Annotated in this window: 26 protein-coding genes; 15 read left to right on the top strand and 11 right to left on the bottom strand. The window is 55.8% G+C overall.

What is annotated here, in order from left to right; all coding sequences use genetic code 11:
• Positions 1-115 precede the first annotated feature (115 nt).
• Together ispB and sfsB are read left to right on the top strand one after the other, a co-directional pair.
• On the top strand, positions 116-1,087 hold the full coding sequence (gene ispB / locus IEX01_RS09760) for an octaprenyl diphosphate synthase (RefSeq protein WP_024559281.1): 972 nt from the start codon (positions 116-118) through the stop codon (positions 1,085-1,087).
• A 220-nt stretch (positions 1,088-1,307) separates the two neighbouring features.
• Entirely contained in the window at positions 1,308-1,571 is a 264-nt protein-coding gene (gene sfsB / locus IEX01_RS09755; RefSeq protein WP_028019966.1) for a DNA-binding transcriptional regulator SfsB, read from the top strand.
• A 48-nt stretch (positions 1,572-1,619) separates the two neighbouring features.
• On the opposite strand, the gene murA is transcribed toward sfsB, so the two are convergent.
• The 7 genes from murA to mlaF form a co-directional block, all read right to left on the bottom strand.
• Positions 1,620-2,879 (bottom strand): UDP-N-acetylglucosamine 1-carboxyvinyltransferase, encoded by a 1,260-nt coding sequence (murA, locus tag IEX01_RS09750; RefSeq protein ID WP_024559280.1) that lies wholly within the window; start codon positions 2,877-2,879, stop codon positions 1,620-1,622.
• Between the two features lie 54 nt (positions 2,880-2,933).
• Positions 2,934-3,188, bottom strand: a complete 255-nt coding sequence (ibaG, locus tag IEX01_RS09745; protein WP_024559279.1) for a BolA family iron metabolism protein IbaG — start codon at positions 3,186-3,188, stop codon at positions 2,934-2,936.
• Between the two features lie 126 nt (positions 3,189-3,314).
• A complete protein-coding gene (gene mlaB / locus IEX01_RS09740; protein WP_024559278.1) occupies positions 3,315-3,617 on the bottom strand; it encodes a lipid asymmetry maintenance protein MlaB in 303 nt (100 codons plus the stop codon).
• Positions 3,617-4,252 (bottom strand): phospholipid-binding protein MlaC, encoded by a 636-nt coding sequence (gene mlaC / locus IEX01_RS09735; RefSeq protein ID WP_188723772.1) that lies wholly within the window; start codon positions 4,250-4,252, stop codon positions 3,617-3,619. Before mlaC ends, mlaB begins: the two co-directional genes overlap by 1 nt.
• Before the next feature lie 13 nt (positions 4,253-4,265).
• Positions 4,266-4,817, bottom strand: coding sequence for an outer membrane lipid asymmetry maintenance protein MlaD (gene mlaD, locus IEX01_RS09730; protein WP_024559276.1), 552 nt, complete (start codon positions 4,815-4,817; stop codon positions 4,266-4,268).
• 3 nt (positions 4,818-4,820) lie between these two features.
• Entirely contained in the window at positions 4,821-5,603 is a 783-nt protein-coding gene (mlaE, locus tag IEX01_RS09725; protein WP_024559275.1) for a lipid asymmetry maintenance ABC transporter permease subunit MlaE, read from the bottom strand.
• 7 nt (positions 5,604-5,610) lie between these two features.
• Positions 5,611-6,426, bottom strand: coding sequence for a phospholipid ABC transporter ATP-binding protein MlaF (mlaF, locus tag IEX01_RS09720; protein WP_028019965.1), 816 nt, complete (start codon positions 6,424-6,426; stop codon positions 5,611-5,613).
• A 232-nt stretch (positions 6,427-6,658) separates the two neighbouring features.
• Here mlaF and IEX01_RS09715 point away from each other — a divergent pair, with 232 nt between their 5' ends.
• The 11 genes from IEX01_RS09715 to npr all read left to right on the top strand — a co-directional run bounded on the left by IEX01_RS09715 (position 6,659) and on the right by npr (position 14,662).
• Positions 6,659-7,636 (top strand): calcium/sodium antiporter, encoded by a 978-nt coding sequence (locus IEX01_RS09715; protein WP_024558812.1) that lies wholly within the window; start codon positions 6,659-6,661, stop codon positions 7,634-7,636.
• 14 nt (positions 7,637-7,650) lie between these two features.
• The gene (kdsD, locus tag IEX01_RS09710; protein ID WP_024558813.1) at positions 7,651-8,637 is read left to right on the top strand and encodes an arabinose-5-phosphate isomerase KdsD; all 987 of its coding nucleotides are present in this window, start codon (positions 7,651-7,653) and stop codon (positions 8,635-8,637) included.
• A gap of 15 nt (positions 8,638-8,652) precedes the next feature.
• Positions 8,653-9,219: a 3-deoxy-manno-octulosonate-8-phosphatase KdsC gene (kdsC, locus tag IEX01_RS09705; protein ID WP_024558814.1), complete on the top strand. Its 567-nt coding sequence runs from the start codon at positions 8,653-8,655 to the stop codon at positions 9,217-9,219.
• On the top strand, positions 9,216-9,800 hold the full coding sequence (lptC, locus tag IEX01_RS09700) for an LPS export ABC transporter periplasmic protein LptC (RefSeq protein WP_024558815.1): 585 nt from the start codon (positions 9,216-9,218) through the stop codon (positions 9,798-9,800). Before kdsC ends, lptC begins: the two co-directional genes overlap by 4 nt.
• Positions 9,769-10,323 (top strand): lipopolysaccharide ABC transporter substrate-binding protein LptA, encoded by a 555-nt coding sequence (gene lptA, locus IEX01_RS09695; RefSeq protein WP_024558816.1) that lies wholly within the window; start codon positions 9,769-9,771, stop codon positions 10,321-10,323. Before lptC ends, lptA begins: the two co-directional genes overlap by 32 nt.
• Before the next feature lie 6 nt (positions 10,324-10,329).
• The gene (gene lptB / locus IEX01_RS09690; protein WP_024558817.1) at positions 10,330-11,055 is read left to right on the top strand and encodes an LPS export ABC transporter ATP-binding protein; all 726 of its coding nucleotides are present in this window, start codon (positions 10,330-10,332) and stop codon (positions 11,053-11,055) included.
• 105 nt (positions 11,056-11,160) lie between these two features.
• Positions 11,161-12,594, top strand: coding sequence for an RNA polymerase factor sigma-54 (gene rpoN / locus IEX01_RS09685; protein WP_188723771.1), 1,434 nt, complete (start codon positions 11,161-11,163; stop codon positions 12,592-12,594).
• Between the two features lie 22 nt (positions 12,595-12,616).
• Entirely contained in the window at positions 12,617-12,904 is a 288-nt protein-coding gene (gene hpf, locus IEX01_RS09680; protein WP_024558819.1) for a ribosome hibernation promoting factor, read from the top strand.
• 85 nt (positions 12,905-12,989) lie between these two features.
• Positions 12,990-13,475 carry a PTS IIA-like nitrogen regulatory protein PtsN gene (ptsN, locus tag IEX01_RS09675; RefSeq protein ID WP_024558820.1) on the top strand — a complete coding sequence of 162 codons (486 nt, stop codon included), beginning with the start codon at positions 12,990-12,992 and terminating at the stop codon, positions 13,473-13,475.
• Between the two features lie 63 nt (positions 13,476-13,538).
• On the top strand, positions 13,539-14,393 hold the full coding sequence (gene rapZ / locus IEX01_RS09670; RefSeq protein ID WP_024558821.1) for an RNase adapter RapZ: 855 nt from the start codon (positions 13,539-13,541) through the stop codon (positions 14,391-14,393).
• Positions 14,390-14,662, top strand: a complete 273-nt coding sequence (gene npr, locus IEX01_RS09665) for a PTS phosphocarrier protein NPr (protein ID WP_024558822.1) — start codon at positions 14,390-14,392, stop codon at positions 14,660-14,662. The genes rapZ and npr overlap by 4 nt, the downstream gene beginning before the upstream one ends.
• 80 nt (positions 14,663-14,742) lie before the next feature.
• Here the strand turns inward: npr and mtgA are convergent, their stop codons facing one another.
• The 4 genes from mtgA to mnmL form a co-directional block, all read right to left on the bottom strand.
• Positions 14,743-15,471: a monofunctional biosynthetic peptidoglycan transglycosylase gene (gene mtgA, locus IEX01_RS09660; protein ID WP_188723770.1), complete on the bottom strand. Its 729-nt coding sequence runs from the start codon at positions 15,469-15,471 to the stop codon at positions 14,743-14,745.
• Complete coding sequence (elbB, locus tag IEX01_RS09655) at positions 15,468-16,121, bottom strand: isoprenoid biosynthesis glyoxalase ElbB (RefSeq protein ID WP_024560088.1); 654 nt, start codon at positions 16,119-16,121, stop codon at positions 15,468-15,470. Before elbB ends, mtgA begins: the two co-directional genes overlap by 4 nt.
• 232 nt (positions 16,122-16,353) lie before the next feature.
• The gene (gene arcB, locus IEX01_RS09650) at positions 16,354-18,687 is read right to left on the bottom strand and encodes an aerobic respiration two-component sensor histidine kinase ArcB (RefSeq protein ID WP_188723769.1); all 2,334 of its coding nucleotides are present in this window, start codon (positions 18,685-18,687) and stop codon (positions 16,354-16,356) included.
• A gap of 55 nt (positions 18,688-18,742) precedes the next feature.
• Positions 18,743-19,681 (bottom strand): tRNA modification radical SAM protein MnmL/YtqA, encoded by a 939-nt coding sequence (mnmL, locus tag IEX01_RS09645; RefSeq protein WP_024558826.1) that lies wholly within the window; start codon positions 19,679-19,681, stop codon positions 18,743-18,745.
• Between the two features lie 680 nt (positions 19,682-20,361).
• Here mnmL and gltB point away from each other — a divergent pair.
• A complete protein-coding gene (gene gltB, locus IEX01_RS09640) occupies positions 20,362-24,822 on the top strand; it encodes a glutamate synthase large subunit (protein WP_188723768.1) in 4,461 nt (1,486 codons plus the stop codon).
• Between the two features lie 9 nt (positions 24,823-24,831).
• Positions 24,832-26,250, top strand: coding sequence for a glutamate synthase small subunit (locus tag IEX01_RS09635; protein ID WP_024560086.1), 1,419 nt, complete (start codon positions 24,832-24,834; stop codon positions 26,248-26,250).
• Positions 26,251-26,608: the final 358 nt, after the last annotated feature.

Below are 26,608 nucleotides of genomic sequence, written 5' to 3'. Positions count from 1 at the left end.
CAGCGTTTATCTGCCGCATTTTTCCGGTACAATCTGTACTACATTTACAATCCATTATCCTTACGTTCTCCCATTACAGCCTTGTGGTAAACAGGACGATAGCCAGACTTTTGCGATGAATTTAGAAAAAATTAATGAGTTAACCGCGCAAGATATGGCGGGTGTCAACGCGACTATCCTTGAACAGCTGAATTCCGACGTGCAACTTATCAGCCAGTTGGGCTATTACATCGTCAGCGGCGGCGGTAAACGCATCCGTCCGATGATAGCCGTCCTTGCTGCGCGCACGCTGGGTTACGAGGGTAACGCGCACGTTACGCTCGCCGCGCTGATTGAGTTTATCCATACCGCTACCCTGCTACATGACGACGTGGTGGACGAGTCCGACATGCGCCGCGGCAAAGCGACGGCCAACGCCGCGTTCGGCAATGCCGCAAGCGTTCTGGTAGGCGATTTTATCTACACCCGCGCATTTCAAATGATGACAAGCCTGGGCTCGCTTCCTGTGCTCGAAGTGATGTCGGAAGCCGTGAACGTTATCGCTGAAGGTGAAGTCCTGCAGCTGATGAACGTCAACGATCCCGATATCACCGAAGAAAGCTACATGCGCGTTATTTACAGCAAAACGGCCCGCCTTTTTGAAGCCGCCGCGCAATGCGCCGCGCTGCTGGCGAACGCCGATAATGCGCAGGTGCAGGCGCTTCAGGATTACGGCCGCTATCTCGGCACCGCTTTCCAGTTGATCGACGATCTTCTGGATTACAGCGCCGACGGCGAACGTCTGGGCAAAAACGTGGGCGACGATCTTAACGAAGGCAAACCTACGCTGCCGTTGTTGCACGCGATGCGCAACGGATCGCCGGAGCAGGCGAAAATGATCCGTGAAGCTATCGAACAAGGCAACGGGCGTCATCTTCTGGAGCCCGTGCTGTCGGCGATGGCGGCTTGCGGATCGCTGGAGTGGACGCGCCAGCGCGCCGAAGAAGAGGCAGATAAAGCGATTTCCGCGCTGGCTATCCTGCCGGACTCTCCTTACCGTGAAGCGCTGATTGCGCTAGCTCATACTGCCGTACAGCGCGATTATTGATCCCTTTCCGCGCCAGCAGGCGCGGAAAATTTCTTAACGTCTGCCTTTCATTTCCCTGTTTGTCTGGGCTCAGGCCTGTGCAGCGCCAGTTTTTGGTAAATTTCCGATTCTTACGCCGCCTTAAAAGAACCATTTAGAAAAATTTGTCCGATAAGTGTACATTTCAGGTGTTGCGCTATTTCAGCCAACCGCATGTTACAGGCGCTTACAGGGAGGATAAATGGAACGTAAACTTGTGGACTGGCATCCTGCCGACATCATTGCCGGCTTACGTAAGAAGGGCACTTCGCTGGCAGCGGAATCGCGCAAAGCCGGACTGAGCTCTTCAACCCTGGCCAATGCGTTAAGCCGCCCCTGGCCAAAAGGCGAATACCTTATCGCCATGGCGCTGGATACCGACCCCTGGGTTATCTGGCCGTCACGCTACTTCGATCCGAAGACGCATGCGTTTATTAATCGCGGGCTTTTGATTCGGGAACGTTAAAAAAAACCGGGGCATGCCCCGGTTTTTTATTTTTCATTTCCCGCGCGTTTATTCGCCTTTTACGCGCTCAATATTGGCGCCCAGCGCACGCAGTTTGTCTTCGATACGCTCGTAACCACGATCGATATGGTAAATGCGATCGACAATGGTTGTGCCTTCCGCAATGCATCCCGCCAGCACCAGGCTTGCAGAAGCACGCAGATCGGTCGCCATCACCTGCGCGCCGGAGAGTTTCTCCACGCCGTGACAGATAGCGGTATTGCTTTCAATCTCTGCGTGAGCGCCCATACGGATCAGCTCCGGCAGGTGCATAAAGCGGTTCTCAAAGATAGTTTCGGTGATAACGCCTGTCCCTTCGGCCACCAGGTTCAACAGAGTGAACTGCGCTTGCATATCGGTCGGGAAAGCCGGATGCGGCGCAGTGCGCACGTTAACCGCTTTCGGGCGTTTGCCATGCATATCAAGGCTAATCCAGTCTTCGCCGATTTCGATATCCGCGCCCGCTTCGCGAAGCTTCGCCAGTACCGCGTCCAGCGTATCCGGCTGGGTGTTGCGGCACATCACTTTGCCGCCGGAAATGGCTGCCGCCACCAGGAAGGTGCCGGTTTCAATACGGTCCGGCAGGACGCGATACACGCCGCCGCCCAGACGCTCAACGCCTTCGATAGTGATGCGATCGGTACCCATGCCGGTAATTTTCGCGCCCAGCGTGTTGAGAAAGTTCGCCGTGTCGACAATCTCCGGCTCGCGCGCGGCGTTTTCAATAACCGTAGTGCCTTGCGCAAGCGTAGCTGCGCTCATGATAGTAACGGTCGCGCCTACGCTTACCTTATCCATCACGATATGCGCGCCTTTCAGGCGGCCCTGGACGGACGCTTTCACATAGCCTTCTTCCAGTTTGATTTCCGCGCCCAGTTGCTCAAGACCGGTAATGTGCAGGTCAACAGGACGGGCGCCGATAGCGCAACCACCCGGCAGAGAAACCTGCCCCTGGCCGAAGCGCGCCACCAGAGGCCCCAGCGCCCAGATAGAAGCGCGCATGGTTTTCACCAGCTCATACGGCGCACAGAAGATATTGACCTGGCTTGCATCGATCCAGACGGAACCATTGCGTTCAACCTTCGTACCCAGCTGGCTGAGCAGCTTCATGGTGGTATCGATATCTTTCAGCTTCGGTACGTTCTGGATCTCTACCGGCTCTTCGGCCAACAGCGCAGCGAAGAGGATCGGCAGCGCGGCGTTCTTCGCCCCGGAGATCGTGACTTCGCCGTTCAGGCGGCAAGGCCCCTGCACACGAAATTTATCCATCAAAAGTAGTCTCTGTTAGTTATTCATAGTCGCTGTCGGCCGCTGGCCCACAGCTCAAAAACCGTTAAGTTTGCGGTCGCGCTCCCACTCCTGCGGGGTATAGGCTTTGATGGATACCGCATGAATGCGGTTATCGGCGATATACGCCATCAGCGGGCCATAGACAGTTTGCTGTTTCTTAACGCGACTCATGTCGGCGAACAGGTCACCCACCGCTATTACCTGAAAATGGCTGCCATCGCCGGAGACGTGGACTTCCTGGAGAGGCAGTGCATTCATCAGCACTGACTGGATTTCATGATTTTCCATGGGATCTTGATTCGTCGTTTAGTGAAAACAGCCCAACATCTTAGAGCAAAGTGGCGCGCGCTTAAATAAGCAAAAAGCCCCGCAAGCTATAGACTGCGGGGCTTTTTTAGTAACATACTGAAAATATTAGCTTGCCGGTAAAGGCATCAAATTTTCCGGCAGGTTATAGAGCTTCGCCAGCGTCATCAGGTTTTCGCTGCCGCCTTCCATCCTCAGCGCTACGCCTTGCTTCTTCACCAGCGCCACCAGTTGAATGAGCAGCGCCAGCCCGGCGGTATCCACCCTCTCCAGCCCGTTTAGCTCAATGACCCGCAAGCCTGACGTGGCTTCATGGCGTGCTTCCCAGAGCGGCGTCAGCGTCTCTTCCTCAAGCACCCCCTGCAAACGCAGGATGTCGCCGCTGCGCTGCCAGCTAAACTGCTGCGCCATTACTGTTTCTGATCCAGCGTAATCGGTTGACGAGAGATCGATTGCAGCTGCGCGGTCAGACCTTCAACCCCTTTCTGACGCAGAATGTCGCTCCACTCGTTCTGTTTGGTGGTGATCATGCTCACCCCTTCCGCGATCATGTCATAAGCCTGCCAGTTGCCGGTCTGGCTGTTCTTACGCCACTGAAAGTCCAGACGTACCGGCGGGCGGCCATTTGGGTCGATGATAGTGACGCGAATCGGCAGGACATCGGCATTGCCGAGCGGCTGCTCTGGCGCAATCTGGTAAGTCTGACCGTGATACATCGCCAGCGCCTGACCATAAGCCTGCTTCAGATACTCGCGAAAAGCGGCGAAATAGGCTTCACGCTGCGCGGGAGTCGCTTCTTTGTAATAGCGGCCGAGCACCAGCGCGCCGGCGTATTTCACCTGTACATAAGGCAGCAGCTCCTGATCGACGACGTCACGCAGATAGTTAGGGTTTTGACGGATTTTCGGTTGCTCGTTTTTCAGACGGTCAAAGGTTTTCTTTGCCGCCTCGTTCATCAAAGTATACGGGTTGGTCTGATCGGCGGCGTTAGCAAGCGGCGCAATAACCAACATCGCGACCATTAAAAAGCGTTTAAATAAAGTCATGTTTTCTCCTGAGTTATTTCGTCGTTTCAGGTTGCGGCGTCGAATCAGTATGGTTGGCAGCCGGCGTTTGCGCACTGTCGTTATTCTGATTGTCGCCGCTGTTGCTCTTGTAGAGGAACTGGCCAATCAAATCCTCAAGCACCATGGCGGACTTGGTATCCTGAATGGTTCCCCCTTCTTTAAGAATAGAAGTGCCCAGCTCAGGGTCTTCAAACCCGACGTTCAGCGCCAGATATTGCTCGCCCAGCAAACCGGACGTGCGGATAGAGAGCGAACTGGTATCAGGGATATGATCGTAACGCTGTTCGATATCCATGGTTACGCGCGGCAGATAGGTTTTCGGATCGAGCGAAATATCAGCCACGCGGCCGATCACCACGCCGCCAATACGCACCGGCGAGCTCACCTTCAGGCCGCCGATATTATCGAAAGTGGCATAGAGCTGATAGGTCGGTTCTGTGCGCATGGAGGTAACATTCGCGACTTTGAGGAACAAAAAGAGCGCAGCCAGCAGCGCCACCAGCATAAAAGCGCCGACCCAAATTTCAAATTTCTTCGTTTGCATGAATTAATTCCCAAACATCAATGCAGTGAGCACGAAATCCAGGCCCAGAACGGCCAGCGATGCGTGCACAACGGTACGTGTAGTTGCCCGGCTGATCCCTGCGGATGTCGGAATCGCATCATAGCCGTTAAATAACGCAATCCACGTTACCGTCACGGCAAACACCACACTCTTAATCAAACAGTTTACTAAATCGAGGCGCCAGTCGACGGCGTCCTGCATGGCGGACCAGAAAAAGCCCGCGTCGATGCCTTTCCAGCTCACGCCGACCAACGCCCCGCCCCAGACGCCGACCGAGACGAAAATAATGGTCAGCAGCGGCAACGTGATGATACCCGCCCAGAATCGCGGCGCAATGACGCGGCGCAGCGGGTCAACTGCCATCATCTCCATGCTGGAGAGTTGCTCGGTGGCTTTCATCAGGCCGATTTCCGCCGTCAGGGCCGAACCTGCGCGTCCGGCAAAGAGCAGCGCGGACACCACGGGCCCCAGTTCACGCAGCAGCGACAAGGCCACCATCATGCCCAGGCTGGTTTCCGCACTGTAGGTGGTTAACACCAGATAGCCCTGCAGGCCCAGCACCATACCGATAAAAAGGCCGGAAACGATGATGATAAGCATCGACAGTACGCCGACGTTATAAATCTGGCGCATCAGTAGCGGCGCTTGCTTGCGAAACTGTGGCTTGCCGACCACCGCATTAAACAGCATCAGTCCGGCGCGGCCAAAGGAGGCGCTCACTTCCAACCCGCGACGTCCCAGCGACGCCAGCGCATTTAACAGCATCTGTGGGTTAACTCCCTTTTCCTGATAATAAGTCTTGCTGATAGTCCCCGGCCGGGAAGCGGAAAGGCACCGGTCCGTCGGCTATTCCGTCAAGGAACTGCCGCACCCGCGGTTCCTGGTTTTCCTGCAACGCCTGGGCGCTGCCGTGGGCAACGATGCGTTTATCCGCCACGATATAGGCGTAATCCGCGATGCTCAACACTTCCGGCACATCATGAGAAACTACGATGCAGGTAACGCCAAGCGCGCTGTTTAGCTCTGAGATAAGCTTCACCAGCACGCCCATTGTAATGGGGTCCTGACCGACAAAAGGTTCGTCAAACATAATTAAGTCTGGTTCCAGCGCGATCGCCCGCGCCAGCGCCGCCCGGCGCGCCATGCCGCCGGAAAGCTCCGAAGGCATTAACTTCGCGGCGCCGCGAAGCCCAACCGCTTCAAGCTTCATCATTACCGTGCTATGCAGCAGCGCCTCAGGCAAATGAGTATGTTCACGCAGCGGCCAGGCCACGTTTTCAAAAACGTTCAGGTCAGTAAATAAAGCGCCGGACTGAAACAACATGCTCATGCGCTTACGCACGGTATAAAGCCGCGAGCGAGACATGGCGGGAATATTTTCGCCATCGAAGAGGATCTCTCCGCAATCGGGCTGAATTTGTCCGCCGATTAGCCGCAGCAGCGTGGTTTTTCCGATCCCTGACGGCCCCATGATGGCCGTGATTTTTCCCCGCGGCACGTTGAGAGAAATATTATCAAAGATGCACCGATTACCGCGTGTGAAGCTGACACCGCGAATGTCGACCAGGTTCATCTCGGTCTGGCTCATCAATTTATCCTTAGCCGGAGTGAGTTATGATTCAACGTGGCGTATTTAATCGCCACAAACGAAACATTTTTACAGATAATTGCCCGCCACAGTTAGCGAAAGCTGGCATTTGTTTTACTTTTTGGGCGCATAAAGTCAGAATTAGGATTTTGCACTTTCCTTAAAAGATCCGTGCGCAGCCAGGGCTTCAGGCGAAGTGGACCGGCGATTATACCTGAATAAAGGACTTTGCATGCTTTTAGCTACGGCGCTGTTAATTATCGGTTTACTTTTGGTCGTCTACAGCGCTGACCGCCTGGTATTTGCCGCCTCCCTGCTCTGCCGCAGCCTGGGCGTTCCCCCGCTGATTATTGGCATGACGGTCGTAGGCATCGGCACTTCTCTGCCGGAAATTCTGGTCGCCACCGCCGCCGCGCTGCATGGTCAGGCGGACCTGGCGCTGGGTACGGCGCTCGGCTCAAACATCACGAACATTTTATTGATTCTCGGCCTGGCGGCGTTGCTGCACCCTTTTTATGTTCACTCCGGCGTGCTGCGCCGCGAGCTGCCGATCATGCTGCTGGTCAGCGCGCTGGCAGGCGTTTTCTTTTATGATGGCGCGCTCTCGCGCCTTGATGGTTCAGTCTTGCTGTGCATGGCGGCGGCCTATATCTGGCTCATCGTTAAAGTCGCCCGAATAGCGGAGCGTAAGGGTAATGATAGCCTCACTCGCGAACAGCAGGCGGAATTACCGCGCGAAGGCAGTCGACCGGTTGCCTTTTTATGGCTCGGCGTTGCGCTTATCATTATGCCAATGGCCACGCAGATAGTGATAGATAACGCCACCGTGCTGGCGAATAGCTTTGGCATCAGCGAACTGACCGTCGGCCTGACTTTTATTGCTATAGGCACCAGCCTGCCGGAGCTTGCAACCGCCATCGCCGGCGCCCGCAAAGGCGAGGATGACATAGCTATCGGCAATATCATAGGTTCAAATATTTATAATATTGCTATTGTGCCAGGTCTGACTGCATTGCTCGCGCCAGGCGAAATCAACCCGCTGTTGTTTACCCGGGATTATGGCGTGACGCTGCTGGTCAGCGTTATCTTCGCCCTGCTCTGCTGGCGGCGCGCTCGTCATATTGGTAAACGCGCCGGGGCCGGGTTGCTGTGCGGCTTTGTCGTATGGATGGCGATGCTCTTCTGGCTCTCGCCCCGTCTTACAGGATGAATCGGAAACAGATTATGTCGCAGATAGATTTGCCGCCGGGCTTTGACTTTCAGCAGGCCGGCAGAGATGTGCTGGAAATTGAACGTGAAGGCCTGGCGCAGCTCGACCAGTACATTAATACAGATTTTAGTAAGGCTTGTGAAAGCATGTTCTACTGCCAGGGCAAGGTGGTCGTCATGGGCATGGGCAAATCAGGCCATATCGGGAAAAAAATGGCGGCGACTTTCGCCAGCACCGGCACGCCTGCTTTTTTTGTTCATCCAGGCGAGGCGAGCCATGGCGATCTGGGCATGGTTACGGCGCAGGATATCGTTATCGCTATCTCTAATTCCGGCGAGTCTAATGAAATCCTCGCGCTTATCCCTGTGCTGAAACGCCTGCAGGTGCCGCTCATCTGTATCACAAGCCGCCCCGAAAGCGCCATGGCGCGCGCGGCGGATATTCATCTTTGCGTGAAAGTGCCGAAAGAGGCCTGCCCGCTTGGCCTGGCGCCGACCTCCAGCACAACCGCAACGCTTGTCATGGGCGACGCGCTGGCGGTGGCGCTTTTGAAAGCGCGCGGGTTTACCGCTGAAGATTTTGCGCTATCTCACCCTGGCGGCGCGCTGGGCCGCAAGCTGCTGCTGCGCGTGAACGATATTATGCACACCGGCGATGAGATCCCCCGCGTCAGCAAAGAGGCGACGCTTCGCGACGCGCTGCTGGAAATCACCCGTAAAAACCTCGGCATGACGGTTATTTGCGACGATCTAATGAAAATCGAAGGGATTTTCACTGATGGCGATCTACGTCGTGTCTTTGATATGGGCGTCGATCTGCACAAATTGCATATCGTTGATGTCATGACCCGTGGCGGCATTCGCGTAAGGCCGGGGACGCTGGCAGTTGAAGCCTTGAATCTGATGCAGTCGCGCCATATAACCTCTGTCCTGGTTGCCGATGGCGACCAGTTGCTCGGTGTGGTACATATGCATGATTTGCTGCGCGCGGGCGTAGTCTAAGAAAGGAAAGCATTGATGAGTAACGCAGATGGCGCGGTCGCGACCTGTTACGGGCCAGTGAGCGCGCAGGTTATGGCGCGGGCGGAGCAGATTCGTCTGCTCATTCTTGATGTCGACGGCGTCATGTCCGACGGCTTGATTTATATGGGCAACAGCGGCGAAGAGCTAAAGGCGTTTAACGTACGAGATGGCTACGGGATTCGCTGCGCGCTGACCTCCGGCATTGAGGTGGCGATTATTACCGGCCGCAAAGCGAAATTGCTGGAAGACCGCTGCGAAACGCTCGGCATAACCCATCTCTACCAGGGGCAATCCGATAAGTTAATAGCTTACCGTAACTTGCTGGAAAAACTGGCGCTGGCACCCGACAATGTGGCTTATGTGGGCGATGATTTGATTGACTGGCCGGTCATGGCGGAGGTTGGGCTGAGCGTGGCGGTGGCCGACGCGCATCCGTTGCTCATTCCGCGCGCCGATTATGTTACCCGCATTCATGGCGGACGCGGCGCGGTGCGGGAAGTCTGCGATCTTCTGCTGCTGGCGCAGGGCAAGCTTGATGAGGCCAAAGGGCAATCTATATGAGTAAAACCAGACGCTGGGTGATTATCCTGCTGGCGCTGGCGGTGTTGGTGCTGATTGGCATTAACCTCGCCGACCAGGAGGAAACCGGACCAGTGGCGACAAGTGACAACGAGCCAACTTACCAGAGTGAACATTCCAGCACGCTGGTTTACAGCCCGGAAGGCGCAATGAACTACCGGCTTGTGGCGCAACATGTGGAGTACTACTCCGCCGACGGCGTCTCCTGGTTTACACAACCAGTGATGACCACCTTCGATACCCAGAGCGCTGACAAAACGCCCACCTGGTCAGTTAAGGCAGATAAAGCCAAACTGACTAATGACAGGATGCTGTACCTTTACGGTCACGTTGAGGTCAACGCGCTGACTGCGGATTCGCAGTTGCGCCGAATTACAACGGACGAAGCGCAAATCAACCTGATAACTCAGGATGTCTCGTCAGATAAGCTCGTCACGTTATACGGCACCAGCTTTAACTCCAGCGGCCTGAAAATGCGCGGAAACTTACGCAATAAAAACGCCGAGCTGATTGAAAAGGTTAGAACCTCGTATGAAATTCAGAACAAACAAACTCAGCCTTAATCTCGCCCTCTCCGGCGTGTTGCTGGCCGCCAGCTGCTCAGCGTTTGCCGTAACAGGCGATACTGAACAGCCGATACATATCGAGTCCGATCAGCAGTCGCTGGATATGCAGGGCAACGTCGTCACCTTCACCGGTAATGTCGTCGTCACTCAGGGCACCATTAAGATCAACGCCGATAAGGTGGTGGTTACCCGTCCGGGCGGCGAGCAGGGTAAAGAAGTTATCGACGGCTACGGCAATCCCGCCACGTTCTACCAGATGCAGGATAACGGCAAGCCGGTGAAAGGCCACGCCTCGCAGATGCATTACGAACTGCAAAACGATTTTGTCGTGCTGACCGGTAAAGCCTATCTGGAACAGCTCGACAGCAATATCCAGGGCGACAAAATCACTTATCTGGTGAAAGAGCAGAAAATGCAGGCCTTCAGCGATAAGGGCAAGCGCGTGACCACGGTGCTGGTGCCGTCGCAGCTGCAGGATAAAAACAACTCCCAGGCGCCAGCGCAGAAAAAGAGCAACTAACTTCTTATGGCAACATTAATCGCGAAAAACCTCGCTAAAGCATACAAAGGCCGACGCGTCGTTGAAGATGTCAGCCTGACGGTGAAATCGGGCGAAATCGTCGGCCTGCTCGGGCCGAACGGCGCCGGTAAAACCACCACGTTCTACATGGTCGTCGGCATTGTGCCGCGCGATGCCGGCAATATCATTATTGATGAAGAAGATATCAGCCTGCTGCCGCTGCACGCCCGCGCCCGTCGCGGTATTGGTTATCTGCCGCAGGAAGCCTCTATCTTTCGCCGTCTGAGCGTATACGACAACCTGATGGCGGTACTGCAGATCCGCGACGATCTGAGCAGCGAGCAGCGCGAAGATCGCGCGAAAGAGCTGATGGAAGAGTTTCATATCGATCATCTGCGCAACAGCCTCGGCCAGGCGCTTTCCGGCGGTGAACGTCGCCGTGTGGAGATCGCCCGCGCGCTGGCCGCCAACCCGAAATTCATCCTGCTCGACGAACCTTTCGCCGGGGTAGACCCTATTTCCGTTATCGACATCAAGCGCATCATTGAACACCTGCGCGACAGCGGCCTGGGCGTTCTCATCACCGACCACAACGTCCGTGAAACGCTGGCCGTTTGTGAACGCGCTTATATCGTCAGCCAGGGGCACCTTATCGCCCACGGCACGCCCGATGAGATCCTGCAAGACGAGCAAGTTAAGCGCGTCTATCTTGGGGAAGAGTTCAGACTCTGATAGGGTAGAGCAACGGACAGCGAGCCCGCGCCATCGTATTCCGGCGTCGCGCCCTGCCAGGACAGGTATACTAATACTTATCACCTGAGGAAATTTGCTCTGAATATGAAGCAAGGTTTGCAACTTAGGCTTAGCCAACAACTTGCCATGACGCCCCAGTTGCAACAGGCCATCCGCCTGTTGCAGTTGTCGACGCTGGAACTGCAGCAAGAACTTCAGCAAGCGCTGGAAAATAACCCACTGCTTGAGCAAACCGAATTTCATGATGAGATAGCCACTCAGGAAGCGCAAAGCAGCGAAGGGCTGGATACCGCCGAAGCGCTCGAACAAAAAGAGATGCCGGAAGAGTTACCGCTCGACGCCAGCTGGGACGAGATCTATACGGCAGGCACCCCCTCCGGCAACGGCGTGGATTATCAGGATGACGAGCTGCCTGTTTATCAGGGTGAAACCACCCAGTCGCTGCAGGATTACCTGATGTGGCAGGTTGAGCTGACTCCCTTCTCCGATACCGACCGTGCCATCGCCACGTCGATTGTCGACGCCGTCGATGAAACCGGTTATCTCACCGTCGCGCTGGAAGATATCCTGGAAGGCATGGGCGATGAGGAGATAAGCCTCGACGAAGTGGAGGCGGTATTAAAGCGGGTGCAGCGCTTTGACCCTGTCGGTGTGGCGGCGCGCGATCTGCGCGACTGTCTGCTGGTGCAGCTTTCGCAGTTTTCCAGAGAGACGCCATGGATTGAAGAGGCTCGTCTTATCATCAGTAACCATCTTGATTTGCTGGCGAACCACGACTTCCGCAGCCTGATGCGGGTCACCCGGCTGAAAGAAGAGGTGCTGAAAGAGGCGGTCGCGCTGATACAGTCGCTCGATCCGCGTCCCGGCCAGTCGATTCAGACCGGCGAGCCGGAATATGTCATACCGGATGTGCTGGTGCGTAAGCATAACGGTCGCTGGACGGTAGAGCTTAATGCCGACAGCATTCCGCGTCTTAAAATTAACCAACAATACGCCGCGATGTGCACTACCGCGCGCAATGAGTCCGACAGCCAGTTTATTCGAAGCAATTTGCAGGAAGCGAAATGGCTGATTAAAAGCCTGGAGAGCCGCAACGATACGCTGCTTCGCGTAAGCCGCTGTATCGTCGAGCAACAGCAGGCTTTTTTTGACAAGGGCGAAGAGTACATGAAGCCGATGGTGTTGGCGGACATCGCCCAGGCGGTAGAGATGCACGAATCAACTATCTCCCGCGTCACAACGCAAAAATATCTGCACAGCCCGCGAGGCATTTTTGAACTGAAGTATTTCTTCTCCAGCCATGTGAATACGGAGGGCGGCGGCGAAGCCTCATCCACCGCCATCCGCGCGCTGGTGAAGAAATTAATAGCCGCGGAAAATCCCGCGAAGCCGCTGAGCGACAGTAAGCTGACATCCATGCTGTCCGATCAGGGCATCATGGTGGCCCGCCGTACTGTGGCGAAGTATCGAGAGTCTTTATCTATTCCGCCGTCTAATCAGCGCAAGCAGCTGGTTTGACTCAACCGATAAGGAAGACACTATGCAGCTCAACATTACTGGACATAACGTCGAAATCACTGATTCCCTTCGTGAATTTGTGAACACGAAGTTCGCTAAGCTGGAGCAGTACTTCGAAAGGATTAACCAGGTTTACATAGTGCTGAAAGTGGAGAAAGTCACTCACATCTCGGACGCCACGTTGCACGTTAACGGCGGCGAGCTTCATGCCAGTGCGGAAGGTCAGGATATGTACGCCGCCATCGACGGTTTAATTGATAAACTGGCGCGGCAACTTACTAAACATAAAGATAAACTGAAACAACACTGATTGTCCGGGCGTTTAGCTGATGTATTAACGGCTCGTTATTCACCGAATAGCGGGCCGTTAGCACAGAGAATGCTTAGGTGAACTTATGATGAATAATGATTCCGCTCTGCAACTGAGCAATGTCCTGAACCAGGAATGTACCCGAAGCGGGGTGCATTGCCAGAGTAAAAAACGCGCGCTGGAAATCATCAGTGAACTGGCCGCGAAGCAGCTTAGTCTGCCGCCGCAGGTGGTGTTTGAAGCCATTCTCACGCGCGAGCGAATGGGCAGTACCGGCATCGGCAACGGCATCGCCATTCCGCATGGTAAGCTTGAAGAAGATACCCTGCGCGCCGTAGGCGTATTCGTACAACTGGAAACGCCTATTGCTTTTGACGCTATCGACAATCAGCCGGTCGATCTGCTCTTCGCCCTGCTGGTGCCGGCCGATCAGACCAAAACGCATTTGCATACGCTCTCGCTCGTGGCAAGGCGGCTGGCGGATAAAACGATCTGTCGTCGTCTGCGCGCGGCGCAAAGCGATGAAGAGCTTTATCAAATCATCACCGAAGGCGGCGATGAGAGCGAATAACGGGCTGCAAAGCTCGATAAGAGGGGCGCTTGCCGCCCGTATTGACCCAGGGAGAGACTGGAGATGGTGCTGATGATCGTCAGCGGGCGTTCGGGCTCCGGAAAATCGGTAGCTCTGCGCGCGCTGGAAGACATGGGATTCTACTGCGTGGATAACCTGCCGGTAGTGCTGCTGCCTGAGCTGGCGCGGACGCTGGCGGACAGACAGATTTCCGCCGCCATCAGTATCGACGTGCGCAATATGCCCGAGTCGCCGGAGATCTTCGAGCAGGCGATGAATAACCTGCCGGATGCGTTTTCTCCGCAATTGCTGTTTCTGGATGCCGATCGCAATACGCTCATCCGCCGTTACAGCGACACTCGCCGTCTGCACCCTCTCTCTGGCCGCAACCTCTCGCTGGAGAGCGCCATCGACGAAGAGAATAACCTGCTGGAGCCGTTACGCTCCCGGGCCGATCTGATTATCGACACCTCGGAAATGTCCGTGCATGAGCTGGCGGAAATGCTGCGTACGCGCCTGCTCGGCAAACGCGAGCGTGAATTAACGATGGTGTTTGAATCCTTTGGCTTTAAGCATGGCATTCCTATCGACGCCGACTACGTCTTCGACGTTCGCTTCCTGCCCAACCCGCACTGGGATCCGAAGCTGCGCCCTATGACCGGGCTTGATAAACCGGTGGCCGCCTTCCTTGACCGCCATACCGAAGTGCATAACTTTATCTATCAAACCCGCAGCTATCTGGAACTGTGGTTGCCGATGCTGGAAACCAACAACCGCAGCTACCTTACGGTCGCTATTGGCTGTACTGGTGGTAAACATCGCTCGGTCTACATTGCGGAACAGCTGGCCGACTATTTCCGTTCACGCGGTAAAAACGTCCAGTCCCGTCACCGCACGCTGGAAAAACGCAAATCATGACCGTAAAACAAACCGTTGAGATAACCAATAGGCTCGGCATGCATGCCCGGCCAGCCATGAAGCTGTTCGAGCTGGTGCAGAGTTTTGATGCGGAAGTGCTGCTGCGTAATGAAGCGGGCACGGAAGCGGAGGCGAGCAGCGTAATCGCCCTGCTGATGCTGGATTCCGCCCAGGGCGGTCAGATTGAAGTGGAAGCGACGGGTCCCCAGGAACAAGAGGCCCTGTCAGCGGTTATCGCCCTGTTTAAAGCCGGCTTTGACGAAGATTAACGGCTTTGCTCTGGCGCATGCAAAAGGCGGGTCAGCTCCAGGCTAACCCGCCTTTTTTGTCGCTCAGGCGGTTATGCCTTTTAGCGCAGCTTATGCTGCGTCAGAAACGTTTCGCCGCCCAGTTGGCGCATCTGGCGCAGGATCCACGCCTGACGCGCGCGTACGTAACCTGAAGGCGCGTCCGCCCGCAAACGCAGCGGGTTTGGCAGCACTGCCGCCAGCATAGCGGCTTCCGCTGCGGTAAGACGGCTGGCGGGCTTGTGGAAATAACGCTGCGCCGCCGCCTCTACGCCAAAGGTGCCCTCGCCAAATTCAGCGATATTCAGATAAACCGTGAGAATGCGCCGTTTGCTCCAGACCGTTTCCAGACCTACCGTCAGCCCCGCTTCCAGCCCCTTGCGCAGCCAGCTGCGCCCGTCCCACAGAAAAAGGTTTTTAGCCGTCTGCTGCGAAATCGTCGAAGCGCCGCGAATGCGATTCTCGTGCCGTTCGTTATGAGAGACCGCTTTCTTTATGGCGGCGACGTCAAAGCCCCAGTGTTCAGGGAATTTTTGGTCCTCCGCCGCGATGACCGCAAGCCCCATCCATGGCGAAATATCGTCGGTTCCTACCCAGTCAGAATGCGCTATATAGCTAAAATTACCGCTAAACCAGGCGGACGCTTGTCTTTCTACCATCACCGCGGAAAAAGGCACCGGCAGCAGGCCGAACAGCAAAATACCGGCTATCCAGAACGCCAGCACGGCGGCGCAGCCACGCCAAAGCCAGCGCCACCCCTTTCGCCACAGCGACGCCTTGCCTTTCCTCATTCGCACAGTTCCAGCACGCGGGCGACCAGCTTCTCTATACCCGCTGCCGCCTCGTCAATGCGCTTCGCTACCATGTAGGCGGGCGTGGTGACCACTTTGTTATCTTCATCCACCACGATATCGTCCACCGGACAGGGAACATGTTCGCCGCCCATTTCCTCAATAATTTCCGCCGTATCGATATCGGTGCCAATGGTCAGGCGCAGCGGCGGCGGCAGAATTTTAGGCAACATGGCGGGGGCGATGCAGATAAAGCCAAGCGGCTTGCCTGCGGCATGCATCGCCTGCGCCAGCGCCTTAAGCGACGGGTCGACAACGCACTCCGCCCCCTGGCTTGCAAAATTGCTCAGATTCTTCGCCGCGCCAAAGCCGCCCGGCACCACCAGCGCGTCCAGCGTCTCGAACCGGGCCTGACCGAGCGCCTGAATTTCGCCGCGAGCGATACGCGCCGCTTCCACCAGTACGTTACGGCTTTCCGCCATTTTCTCGCCGGTCAGATGGTTAAGCACATCCGCCTGCGGTTTATCAGGCGCAAAGCAGACCGCCTGCGCGCCGCTTCGTGCAATCGCCAGCAGCGTAATAACCGCCTCATGAATTTCGCTTCCGTCATAAACGCCACAACCGCTAAGTACGACGCCAATTTTCTTCATGAATTCATCCCTTTACCTAAGCTACTGAACAATATAAAAAATTGTAATTTAAACGCTATGCTTCACACATTTAACTGATTCGCGTAACAATTTTTTTAAGTTTTGCTATCTTATGCTCGAGCGGAACATATTCTCAGGCCCCGCCATGAACGAAAAAACCACACCAAGAACAGGCGATGCCTTAATTTCCCTGGTGTTGGCGCAGTATTCGCGCACCCCGGTTAATCCGGGGTCATTTTTTTTCAGCTTCGCTCACCCACGTCTTCAGCGCTGCCACATCCTGCGGCCACTCCTGCTTAAGCTCTTCTACCCATTCACCAACGTTATCCCACCATGCCGGCAAGTCTGGCGACTGAATCTGCTGGGCCAGCTGTTGTAGATGACGCAGGCCGACGGAGCCCGCCGCACCTTTAATTTTATGCCCTTCCTCTACGATGCCTTTCTGGTCACGCGCCGTCAGGTTCGACTCCAGCACGCTCAGGTAGCCCGGCATCATCTTTTCAAACATCGCCAGGCCATCCAGAATCAGCTTCGGCCCTACCAGCTCCATGTACTGCTCAAGCATGGGTAGATCGAATAACGTCTTGTGCTTATCTTCACTCATCGTTTCGCCCTCATTCTCGTCCGGTTGGGTATCCCAGTATTTCTTAATCATTGCGGTCAGCGCGGGGACGGCCAGCGGCTTGCTCAGCACGTCATCCATCCCCGCATCCAGATACTCCTGCTTGTCCTTAAGCACATTGGCGGTTAACGCCACCAGCGGCGGCAAATCCTCTTTTGCGTAGCGGCGCGTCAGTTCGCGGGAGATATCCAGGCCCGTCATGTCCGGCAACTGGATATCGAGCAGCACAAGGTCATACTCGCCGGGCTGGAACGTTTCCAGCGCCGCTTTGCCGGTCATCGCCACATCCACGCTATTGCCAAGCTTCTCAAGCACAGAGCGGGCGACAATCACGTTAAGTTCAATATCTTCCACCAGCAGCACATGCAGCGCTGGCAACGGCATATCGTCGTCTTCCTGTTCATCCTTAACCTCTTCCGCCACGCGCGGCGCCTCGACGGTGAGCGTGAAGAGAGAGCCCTTGCCAGGTTTGCTTGAAACGGTGATATCGCCGCCCATGTTTTTCGCCAGTCGACGCGATACCGCAAGACCAATGCCGGTGCCGGTAGCGGGCTTACCGCCCTGACTGTCTTTCACCTGATAATACATGGCGAAGATCTTATCCAGCTCCTGCTGCGGAATACCGATACCGGAGTCTTCCACTTCGAAGCGCAGGCGGCGCTCCTCTTCGTAGCGCACGCGCACCGTCACCTGCCCTTTCTGGGTAAATTTCACCGCGTTGCTGATGAGATTCCACAGGATCTGACGCAGGCGAGTACCGTCGGTCACCACCTTGTGCGGCAGCGGCAGCGTCGGCTCCATCACAAAGCGCAACCCTTTTTGCTGCGCCTGCAGGCCGGAGAGGTTTTCAAGGTCGGCAAGAAAGCTGGTGAAATCAACCGGCTGGTTATCAAGCTGCACTTTGCGCCGCTCGATTTTGTCCATATCGATAATATCGTTAAAGATATTGCCAAGCGTAACGGCGGAAACGTGAATAGTTTTCAGGTATTTCTCTTGCTCGGCTGTAAGTTCAGTATCGAGCAGAATGCGGCTTAGACCGACAATGCCATTGAGCGGCGTGCGCAGTTCATGGCTGATGGTAGAAATAAAGGTGGTCTTATCCCGACTGGCGCGCTCCAGCGCGTCCTGATAGCGCTTACGCTCGGTAATATCACGGCCGAACCCCATCAGACCGTGGCGTTTGCCCACCCGGTCATAGTAAGGCACTTTACGAATTTCAAAGCAGGCTTTGCGGCCATCCGGATAGTCGAGCCACTGCTCGTAAGTGAGCGAAACGTTGTGGCGAAATACCTTCTCATCGGTTTCGATAACCTTTTCCGCCGCCTCCGGCGAATACACATCCTGCGGCTTAAGGTTGATCAGCTGTTTTTCGCTTTTCCCGGTCAGCAACTCCATCGCCCGGTTGCAGCCGGAGAACTCTTTATCTTCGTTGCGATAGAAAACGAGGTCCGGCGAGGCGTCCAGAAACGAGCGCAGGAAGGAAGATTGTTGCTCAAGCTGGATCTGCGTCACTTCGCGCTCTTTCATCTCGACTTTTAGCTGCTCCAGCATATGCTGGCGCTCAGCCTCCGCCTTTTCGCGCTCGGCAATCTCCTGATTAAGCTGAGCGATGTTGTCTTTAAGCTGCACATTAAGCTTCAGGTCGCGCTCGCGCATCTCTTCGAGTTTGTCGACAAGCTTCGAAAGCCGCTGGCGCGACTCTTCCAGCTGTTCCACCACCACAGAGAGAAAGTAAACGGCCCAGGGCGTTATCAATAAGCCGAAGAAGATAGAGCGGATAACGTCGATGCTCTCCACCTGGCCGTGCAGCACCATCGTTACCGCCATCTGCACCGCCATCGCCAGCACCACCAGGGCGAGGGCCAGTAACAGAGAGAACCGCACCAGGCCCAGCTTGACCAGCAGATCAACGTAAAACTGCGCCAACAACCGGATTTGCTTCATGAATTATTCCTTCACTGATATTCCGCTCAATAATACCCAAAACCGGCGAGAACGCTCAGGGTTGAACGTAAAAGTGTGGCGTCCAGGGTGTGCCGAGGGCGGTCCCCTGCGCGCCGTGCGCGTTAAGGTAGCGGTCTATCTCCACCATACCGGTCCAGCGGTTTTCACACCACAGCGGCGCGAGAAGCGTGGGACGACGTGCGCTGGCGGAGATGCGGTGATATATCACTTCCGGCGGCGTATGGCGGATAATCTCCCCCGCCGTGGCGGCATACTCCTCAAGCGCAATGCCTGTAATCCTGCCCGCCTGCCATGCTTTCGCCATAATGCTGCCGCTGACGATGTGCAGCGGATGCAGCTTAATGCCATCCACGCCGGTATCCACTACGCGCGCCAGTGTCTCAAGACAGTGGCCTTGCGTTTCGCCAGGCAGACCGACGATGAGATGACAGCAGACATCAAGCCCGCGTGCGCGCGCCAGCCGCGCCGTCTTCTGGTAAGCCGTAAAGTTATGGCCGCGGTTAATACGGCGCAGCGTTTTATCGTGGGCCGACTGTAACCCCAGCTCCAGCCAGACCTCATAACCCTGTTCGCGATAACTGCTGAGCAAATCGAGTACGCTCTCCGGCACGCAGTCGGGGCGCGTTCCCACGCACAGGCCGACGACATTCGCCTCGCTTACCGCCTGTTGATACATGGCGCGCAATTGCTGCACTTCAGCCCAGGTGCTGGTGTATGCCTGGAAATAGGCGAGATAACGCCTCGCCCGATCGACCCGCTTCGCCTGACAGGCAAGCTGATCGGCTATCGAGGCGTACTGCTGCGTTTCATCAACAAAAGAGGCGACATTGCAAAAAGTGCATCCGCCGCGGCCAATCGTGCCGTCGCGATTTGGGCAGCTGAAGCCGCCGTGTAGCGTAAGTTTATGGACTTTTTGCCCATACCGGCGGGCCAGGTCGCCGCCAAACATATTGACTAATTTCTGTAACTGCATAATCTGGAAGGCCGCCCTGCGAAAAGGGCCAAGCCTGCCAGTTTTCCTTCCCCACGGCGATGATGTGGATCAAGCGCCAGGGCACCCTTTTACACCATGAATAATCATTCACAATAAACGCAATTCCAGTCAGCGACTGGCTGATTACTTTTCCTTATGTCGCCGCCTTTTATTTAAATAATATGACGACAAGTGAAAAACAGTACCATGCTGCAAGTCGCACCTGATTTTTAGCATTTTCCGCTGTTAATTCCCGTAACGGCAGTGGCCATTGGGGTTTATAGCCAGCACCAATAGTGAGAGAGATCACACTCCATTTTGGTGCAGCCGCCGCTTCATACATTGTAAAAAACAATAAATATATATTTAAAACAATAAGTTAACCAATGCATAGCACATTTCAGCATAAATAAGAATGACATTTGACCTGCCTGGTGATTCCCGATAAGTTGAGAATCCGCTGGAAGCTTTCTGGATGAGTGTTCTGCTCATCATATTTATGCAGTAATTGAGATTCCCTCTTAAGTAAGTTCTCAACGACCGTGTATCGATGCGAAAAGGATGAAAGAGGGCGACATACGAGGAACGCGTTATAACGCCACCCCCGTCGCCGCACCCTTTTTACGCCCGCGCGCCGTCAGAACAAGAGAGTCTCGCAGAGCCTGGGGAGGTTCACTTATATGTTGTACGATAAATCCCTTGAGAGGGATAACTGTGGTTTCGGCCTGATCGCCCACATAGAAGGCGAACCTAGCCACAAGGTAGTGCGTACCGCCATTCACGCACTGGCCCGTATGCAGCACCGTGGCGCTATCCTTGCCGATGGCAAGACTGGCGATGGTTGCGGCCTGCTGCTGCAAAAACCGGATCGTTTCTTCCGCCTTGTTGCCGAAGAGCGCGGCTGGCGTCTGGCGAAGAACTACGCCGTCGGCATGCTGTTCTTAAATAAAGATGCGGAACTGGCGGCCCGTAGTCGTCGTATCGTTGAAGAAGAGCTGCAACAGGAAACCCTCTCCATTGTGGGCTGGCGCGACGTACCGACCAACGAAGGCGTGCTGGGTGAAATCGCCCTCTCCTCTCTGCCGCGCATTGAACAAATTTTCGTTAACGCCCCGGCGGGCTGGCGTCCGCGCGATATGGAACGCCGCCTGTTTATCGCCCGTCGTCGTATCGAAAAACGTCTCCAGGATGACAAAGACTTCTATGTCTGTAGCCTGTCTAACCTGGTCAATATTTATAAAGGTCTCTGTATGCCGGCAGACCTGCCGCGCTTTTACCTGGACCTGGCGGACCTGCGTCTGGAATCGGCTATCTGCCTTTTCCACCAGCGCTTTTCCACCAACACCGTGCCGCGTTGGCCGCTGGCCCAGCCGTTCCGCTACCTGGCGCATAACGGCGAAATCAACACCATCACGGGCAACCGTCAGTGGGCGCGCGCGCGTACCTATAAGTTTAAAACCCCGCTGATCCCGGATCTTCATGATGCCGCGCCTTTCGTAAACGAAACCGGCTCCGACTCCAGCTCCATGGATAATATGCTGGAGCTGCTGCTGGCGGGCGGGATGGATATCGTGCGCGCGATGCGTCTGCTGGTGCCGCCAGCATGGCAGAACAACCCGGATATGGATCCGGAGCTGCGCGCGTTCTTCGACTTCAACTCCATGCATATGGAGCCGTGGGACGGCCCGGCGGGCATCGTTATGTCCGACGGTCGCTACGCCGCCTGTAACCTCGACCGCAACGGCCTGCGCCCGGCGCGCTATGTGATTACCAAAGACAAGCTCATCACCTGCGCCTCTGAAGTAGGTATCTGGGATTATCAGCCGGATGAAGTGGTGGAGAAAGGACGCGTTGGCCCGGGCGAACTGATGGTTATCGACACCCGCGGCGGGCGCATTCTGCACTCGGCGGAAACGGACAACGATCTTAAAAGCCGCCACCCGTACAAAGAGTGGATGGAGAAAAACGTGCGCCGTCTGGTGCCGTTTGAAGATTTGCCGGATGACCAGGTCGGCACCCGTGAAATGGACGACGATCTGCTCGCCAGCTACCAGAAGCAGTTTAACTACAGCAATGAAGAGCTGGATTCCGTTATCCGCGTGCTGGGCGAAAACGGCCAGGAAGCGGTCGGCTCAATGGGCGATGACACGCCGTTCGCCGTGCTCTCCAGCCAGCCGCGCATTATTTATGATTATTTCCGCCAGCAGTTCGCTCAGGTGACCAACCCGCCTATCGACCCGCTGCGCGAAGCGCACGTGATGTCGCTTGCCACCAGCATTGGCCGCGAGATGAACGTCTTCTGCGAGGCCGAAGGCCAGGCGCACCGCCTGAGCTTTAAATCGCCGATCCTGCTCTACTCCGACTTTAAACAGCTGACTACGCTTGAAGAGCAGCACTATCGCGCCGATACGCTGGATATTACGTTCGACGTGACCGAAACCTCGCTTGAAGAGACGGTAAAAGCGTTGTGCGACAAAGCCGAACAGATGGTGCGCGACGGCACCGTGTTGCTGGTGCTTTCCGACCGCAACATCGCCAAAAACCGTTTGCCGGTGCCTGCGCCGATGGCGGTAGGCGCTATTCAGACTCGCCTTGTTGAGAAGAGCCTGCGTTGCGACGCTAACATTATTGTGGAAACCGCAAGCGCCCGCGACCCGCACCACTTCGCCGTGCTGCTGGGCTTCGGCGCGACCGCTGTCTACCCTTACCTCGCCTATGAAACCCTGGCGCGGCTGGTGGATACCGGCGCCATCGAGAAGAACTACCGCAGCGTGATGCTGAACTACCGTAACGGCATCAACAAAGGCCTGTATAAGATCATGTCCAAAATGGGCATCTCGACTATCGCCTCTTACCGCTGCTCGAAGCTGTTCGAAGCGGTGGGCCTGCACGATGAAGTCTCCAGCCTCTGCTTCCAGGGGGTGGTGAGCCGCATCGGCGGCGCCGGTTTCGGCGATTTCCAGCAGGATCTGCTGAACTTGTCGAAGCGCGCGTGGCTTGCCCGCAAACCGCTGGAGCAAGGCGGCCTGTTAAAATATGTACACGGCGGCGAATACCACGCGTACAACCCGGACGTGGTGCGTACACTGCAACAGGCGGTTCAGAGCGGCGAGTATAGCGATTACCAGCAGTATGCGAAGCTTGTGAACGAGCGCCCGGTGGCGACGCTGCGCGACCTGCTGGCCCTCAACCCGCAGGGCGAAGCGGTTCGCGTGGATGAAGTCGAACCGGCAAGCGAACTGTTCAAACGCTTCGACACGGCGGCGATGTCTATCGGCGCGCTGAGCCCGGAAGCGCACGAAGCGCTGGCCGAAGCGATGAACAGCATCGGCGGTAACTCGAACTCAGGCGAAGGTGGCGAAGACCCGGCGCGCTACGGTACGAACAAAGTCTCGCGCATTAAGCAGGTGGCCTCCGGCCGCTTCGGCGTGACCCCGGCTTACCTGGTTAACGCTGACGTTATTCAGATTAAAGTCGCTCAGGGCGCGAAGCCGGGTGAAGGCGGCCAGTTGCCGGGCGACAAAGTCACCCCCTATATCGCTAAGTTGCGTTATTCGGTGCCGGGCGTAACGCTTATCTCCCCGCCGCCGCATCACGACATCTACTCGATTGAAGATCTGGCGCAGCTTATTTTCGACTTAAAACAGGTCAATCCGAAGGCGATGATCTCCGTGAAGCTGGTTTCCGAACCGGGCGTGGGCACCATTGCGACTGGCGTGGCGAAAGCTTACGCGGATCTCATCACCATCGCAGGCTACGACGGCGGCACGGGCGCAAGCCCGCTCAGCTCTGTGAAATACGCGGGCTGTCCGTGGGAGCTGGGCCTCGTTGAAACCCAGCAGGCGCTGGTGGCTAACGGCCTGCGTCACAAAATTCGTCTGCAGGTGGACGGCGGCCTGAAAACCGGCCTCGATATCATTAAAGCGGCCATTCTGGGCGCGGAAAGCTTCGGCTTCGGCACCGGCCCGATGGTGGCGCTTGGCTGTAAATACCTGCGTATTTGCCATCTGAACAACTGCGCGACCGGCGTAGCGACGCAGGATGACAAACTGCGTAAAAACCACTACCACGGCCTGCCGTTCAAGGTAACCAACTACTTTGAGTTTATTGCCCGTGAAACACGCGAAATCATGGCCTCGCTTGGCGTTACCCGCCTGGTGGACCTGATCGGCCGCACGGAACTGCTCAAAGAACTGGAAGGCTTTACCGCGAAACAGCAGAAACTCGACCTGGCGCGTCTGCTGGAAACCGCCGAGCCGCTGCCGGGCAAAGCGGTTTACTGCACCGAGCATAACCCGCCGTTCGATAATGGCGTGCTCAACGCGCAGCTGTTGAACCAGGCGAAGCCGTATGTGGATGAAAAGCAGAGCAAAACGTTCTGGTTTGATATCCGCAATACCGACCGTTCAGTGGGCGCATCGCTTTCGGGCTACATTGCCGAGACGCATGGCGACCAGGGGCTGGCTTCCGACCCAATCAAAGCGCACTTCAGCGGCACCGCGGGCCAGAGCTTCGGCGTCTGGAACGCAGGCGGCGTGGAACTGCACCTGACTGGCGACGCCAATGACTATGTCGGCAAAGGCATGGCGGGCGGCTTAATCGCTATTCGTCCGCCGGTGGGCTCCGCCTTCCGCAGTCATGAAGCGAGCATTATTGGCAATACCTGTCTGTACGGCGCAACCGGCGGCCGCTTATATGCCGCAGGCCGCGCGGGCGAGCGTTTCGGGGTGCGTAACTCCGGTGCGATCACCGTGGTGGAAGGCATCGGCGATAACGGTTGTGAATATATGACCGGCGGCATCGTCTGTATCCTCGGAAAAACCGGCGTCAACTTCGGCGCAGGTATGACGGGCGGCTTCGCCTACGTGCTGGATGAAGATGGCGAGTTCCGCAAGCGCGTGAACCCGGAACTGGTGGAAGTGCTGGGCGTAGACGAGCTGGCGATTCACGAGGAGCATCTGCGCGGCCTTATTACCGAGCATGTTCACCATACCGGTTCGCAGCGCGGCGAAGAGATCCTGGCCCACTGGCCGGCCTTCGCCTCGAAATTCGCGCTGGTTAAACCGAAGTCCAGTGATGTCAAAGCATTGTTGGGTCACCGTAGTCGTTCCGCAGCAGAGCTGCGGGTGCAGGCGCAGTAAGGGGTTGTAATGAGTCAGAACGTTTACCAGTTTATCGACTTACAGCGCGTTGATCCGCCAAAGAAACCGCTGAAGATCCGTAAAATTGAGTTTGTAGAAATTTATGAGCCTTTCTCGGAAGGTCAGGCCAAGGCGCAGGCAGACCGCTGCCTCGCCTGCGGCAACCCTTACTGCGAATGGAAATGTCCGGTCCATAACTACATCCCTAACTGGCTGAAGCTTGCCAACGAGGGGCGTATTTTTGAAGCGGCGGAACTGTCGCATCAGACCAACACGCTGCCGGAAGTCTGCGGCCGCGTCTGTCCGCAGGATCGCCTGTGTGAAGGTTCCTGCACGCTGAACGATGAGTTTGGCGCAGTGACCATCGGCAACATTGAGCGCTATATCAACGATAAAGCGTTTGAAATGGGCTGGCGCCCGGACCTCACCGGCGTGAAGCAGACCGGCAAGCGCGTGGCCATCATTGGTGCGGGCCCGGCGGGCCTCGCCTGCGCCGACGTGTTAACCCGCAACGGCGTCAAAGCGGTGGTATTTGACCGTCATCCGGAAATCGGCGGCCTGCTGACCTTCGGCATCCCGGCCTTTAAGCTGGAAAAAGAGGTCATGACCCGCCGCCGCGAAATCTTCACCGGCATGGGTATTGAGTTCAAACTTAATACCGAAGTGGGCCGCGACGTACAGCTTGACGATCTGCTGAAGGATTACGATGCAGTGTTCCTGGGCGTCGGCACTTATCAGTCCATGCGCGGCGGGCTGGAGAACGAAGATGCGCCGGGCGTGTATGAAGCCTTGCCGTTCCTTATCGCCAACACCCGTCAGATTATGGGCTTTAGCGAAGATGCGCAGCAGCCGTTCATCAATATGGAAGGCAAGCGCGTCGTGGTGCTGGGCGGCGGCGATACCGCGATGGACTGCGTACGTACTTCGGTGCGCCAGGGCGCAACGCATGTGACCTGCGCTTATCGTCGCGATGAAGAGAACATGCCAGGCTCCCGCCGTGAGGTAAAAAACGCGCGCGAGGAAGGCGTCGTGTTTCAGTTTAACGTGCAGCCGCTCGGCATTGAAATTAACGCTAACGGCAAAGTGTGCGGCGTGAAAATGGCGCGTACTGAAATGGGCGCGCCGGATGTGCATGGCCGTCGTCGCGCGGAAATCGTGCCGGGCTCAGAACACGTGCTGCCTGCTGATGCGGTAGTGCTGGCGTTTGGTTTCCGCCCGCACAGCATGGAATGGCTGGCGCAGCACAGCGTAGAGCTGGATTCTCAGGGACGCATTATCGCGCCTGAGGGCAACGAGAACGCTTTCCAGACCAGCAACCCGAAGATTTTCGCTGGTGGCGATATCGTACGCGGCTCTGACCTGGTGGTAACGGCGATTGCCGAAGGCCGTAAAGCCGCCGACGGCATCATGAACTACCTCGAAGTATAAGCACCCCGCCTTATGAAATAAGGGAAGCGTCAAGCTTCCCTTATTATTGATTAAAATCCCAGCGCCACCTTCTACCGTTTTATTCACTTTATCTTATCTATTCTTGTTCTCTTTAATTATTAAAATTCATATTAACAATTAATTCAGCTTACCAATCCGCTCTAAAAGACTCCGGAAAAAATACATTGCTATGAAAAATACGAAATAAACAATCATAAAAATTATGTATTTATTAATTCTGTATCTTTCGCCTGCCAATTTAATTTATGAAAACAATAAAATAAGCTTAATGTCCACCCCAACATGCTAAGTTTAAGCTCATATTGGACATAATTATGATCTCTCTAAAAAAACACAG

This window comes from Franconibacter daqui, assembly GCF_014644275.1.
Lineage (GTDB): Bacteria > Pseudomonadota > Gammaproteobacteria > Enterobacterales > Enterobacteriaceae > Franconibacter > Franconibacter pulveris.
This window is presented reverse-complemented; position numbering and strand designations above follow the sequence as displayed.

Bases quoted from the DNA above. Each gene is read 5' to 3' on its own strand.
- elbB (WP_024560088.1), bottom strand. From the start codon at position 16,121: ATGAAGAAAATTGGCGTCGTACTTAGCGGTTGTGGCGTTTATGACGGA.
- rapZ (WP_024558821.1), top strand. From the start codon at position 13,539: ATGGTGCTGATGATCGTCAGCGGGCGTTCGGGCTCCGGAAAATCGGTA.
- mlaD (WP_024559276.1), bottom strand. From the start codon at position 4,817: ATGCAAACGAAGAAATTTGAAATTTGGGTCGGCGCTTTTATGCTGGTG.
- arcB (WP_188723769.1), bottom strand. From the start codon at position 18,687: ATGAAGCAAATCCGGTTGTTGGCGCAGTTTTACGTTGATCTGCTGGTC.
- sfsB (WP_028019966.1), top strand. From the start codon at position 1,308: ATGGAACGTAAACTTGTGGACTGGCATCCTGCCGACATCATTGCCGGC.
- mlaC (WP_188723772.1), bottom strand. From the start codon at position 4,252: ATGACTTTATTTAAACGCTTTTTAATGGTCGCGATGTTGGTTATTGCG.
- rpoN (WP_188723771.1), top strand. From the start codon at position 11,161: ATGAAGCAAGGTTTGCAACTTAGGCTTAGCCAACAACTTGCCATGACG.
- npr (WP_024558822.1), top strand. From the start codon at position 14,390: ATGACCGTAAAACAAACCGTTGAGATAACCAATAGGCTCGGCATGCAT.
- ptsN (WP_024558820.1), top strand. From the start codon at position 12,990: ATGATGAATAATGATTCCGCTCTGCAACTGAGCAATGTCCTGAACCAG.
- lptC (WP_024558815.1), top strand. From the start codon at position 9,216: ATGAGTAAAACCAGACGCTGGGTGATTATCCTGCTGGCGCTGGCGGTG.
- mnmL (WP_024558826.1), bottom strand. From the start codon at position 19,681: ATGCAGTTACAGAAATTAGTCAATATGTTTGGCGGCGACCTGGCCCGC.
- ibaG (WP_024559279.1), bottom strand. From the start codon at position 3,188: ATGGAAAATCATGAAATCCAGTCAGTGCTGATGAATGCACTGCCTCTC.
- lptA (WP_024558816.1), top strand. From the start codon at position 9,769: ATGAAATTCAGAACAAACAAACTCAGCCTTAATCTCGCCCTCTCCGGC.
- ispB (WP_024559281.1), top strand. From the start codon at position 116: ATGAATTTAGAAAAAATTAATGAGTTAACCGCGCAAGATATGGCGGGT.
- mtgA (WP_188723770.1), bottom strand. From the start codon at position 15,471: ATGAGGAAAGGCAAGGCGTCGCTGTGGCGAAAGGGGTGGCGCTGGCTT.
- lptB (WP_024558817.1), top strand. From the start codon at position 10,330: ATGGCAACATTAATCGCGAAAAACCTCGCTAAAGCATACAAAGGCCGA.
- gltB (WP_188723768.1), top strand. From the start codon at position 20,362: ATGTTGTACGATAAATCCCTTGAGAGGGATAACTGTGGTTTCGGCCTG.
- IEX01_RS09635 (WP_024560086.1), top strand. From the start codon at position 24,832: ATGAGTCAGAACGTTTACCAGTTTATCGACTTACAGCGCGTTGATCCG.
- mlaF (WP_028019965.1), bottom strand. From the start codon at position 6,426: ATGAGCCAGACCGAGATGAACCTGGTCGACATTCGCGGTGTCAGCTTC.
- kdsC (WP_024558814.1), top strand. From the start codon at position 8,653: ATGAGTAACGCAGATGGCGCGGTCGCGACCTGTTACGGGCCAGTGAGC.
- hpf (WP_024558819.1), top strand. From the start codon at position 12,617: ATGCAGCTCAACATTACTGGACATAACGTCGAAATCACTGATTCCCTT.
- IEX01_RS09715 (WP_024558812.1), top strand. From the start codon at position 6,659: ATGCTTTTAGCTACGGCGCTGTTAATTATCGGTTTACTTTTGGTCGTC.
- mlaE (WP_024559275.1), bottom strand. From the start codon at position 5,603: ATGCTGTTAAATGCGCTGGCGTCGCTGGGACGTCGCGGGTTGGAAGTG.
- murA (WP_024559280.1), bottom strand. From the start codon at position 2,879: ATGGATAAATTTCGTGTGCAGGGGCCTTGCCGCCTGAACGGCGAAGTC.
- mlaB (WP_024559278.1), bottom strand. From the start codon at position 3,617: ATGGCGCAGCAGTTTAGCTGGCAGCGCAGCGGCGACATCCTGCGTTTG.
- kdsD (WP_024558813.1), top strand. From the start codon at position 7,651: ATGTCGCAGATAGATTTGCCGCCGGGCTTTGACTTTCAGCAGGCCGGC.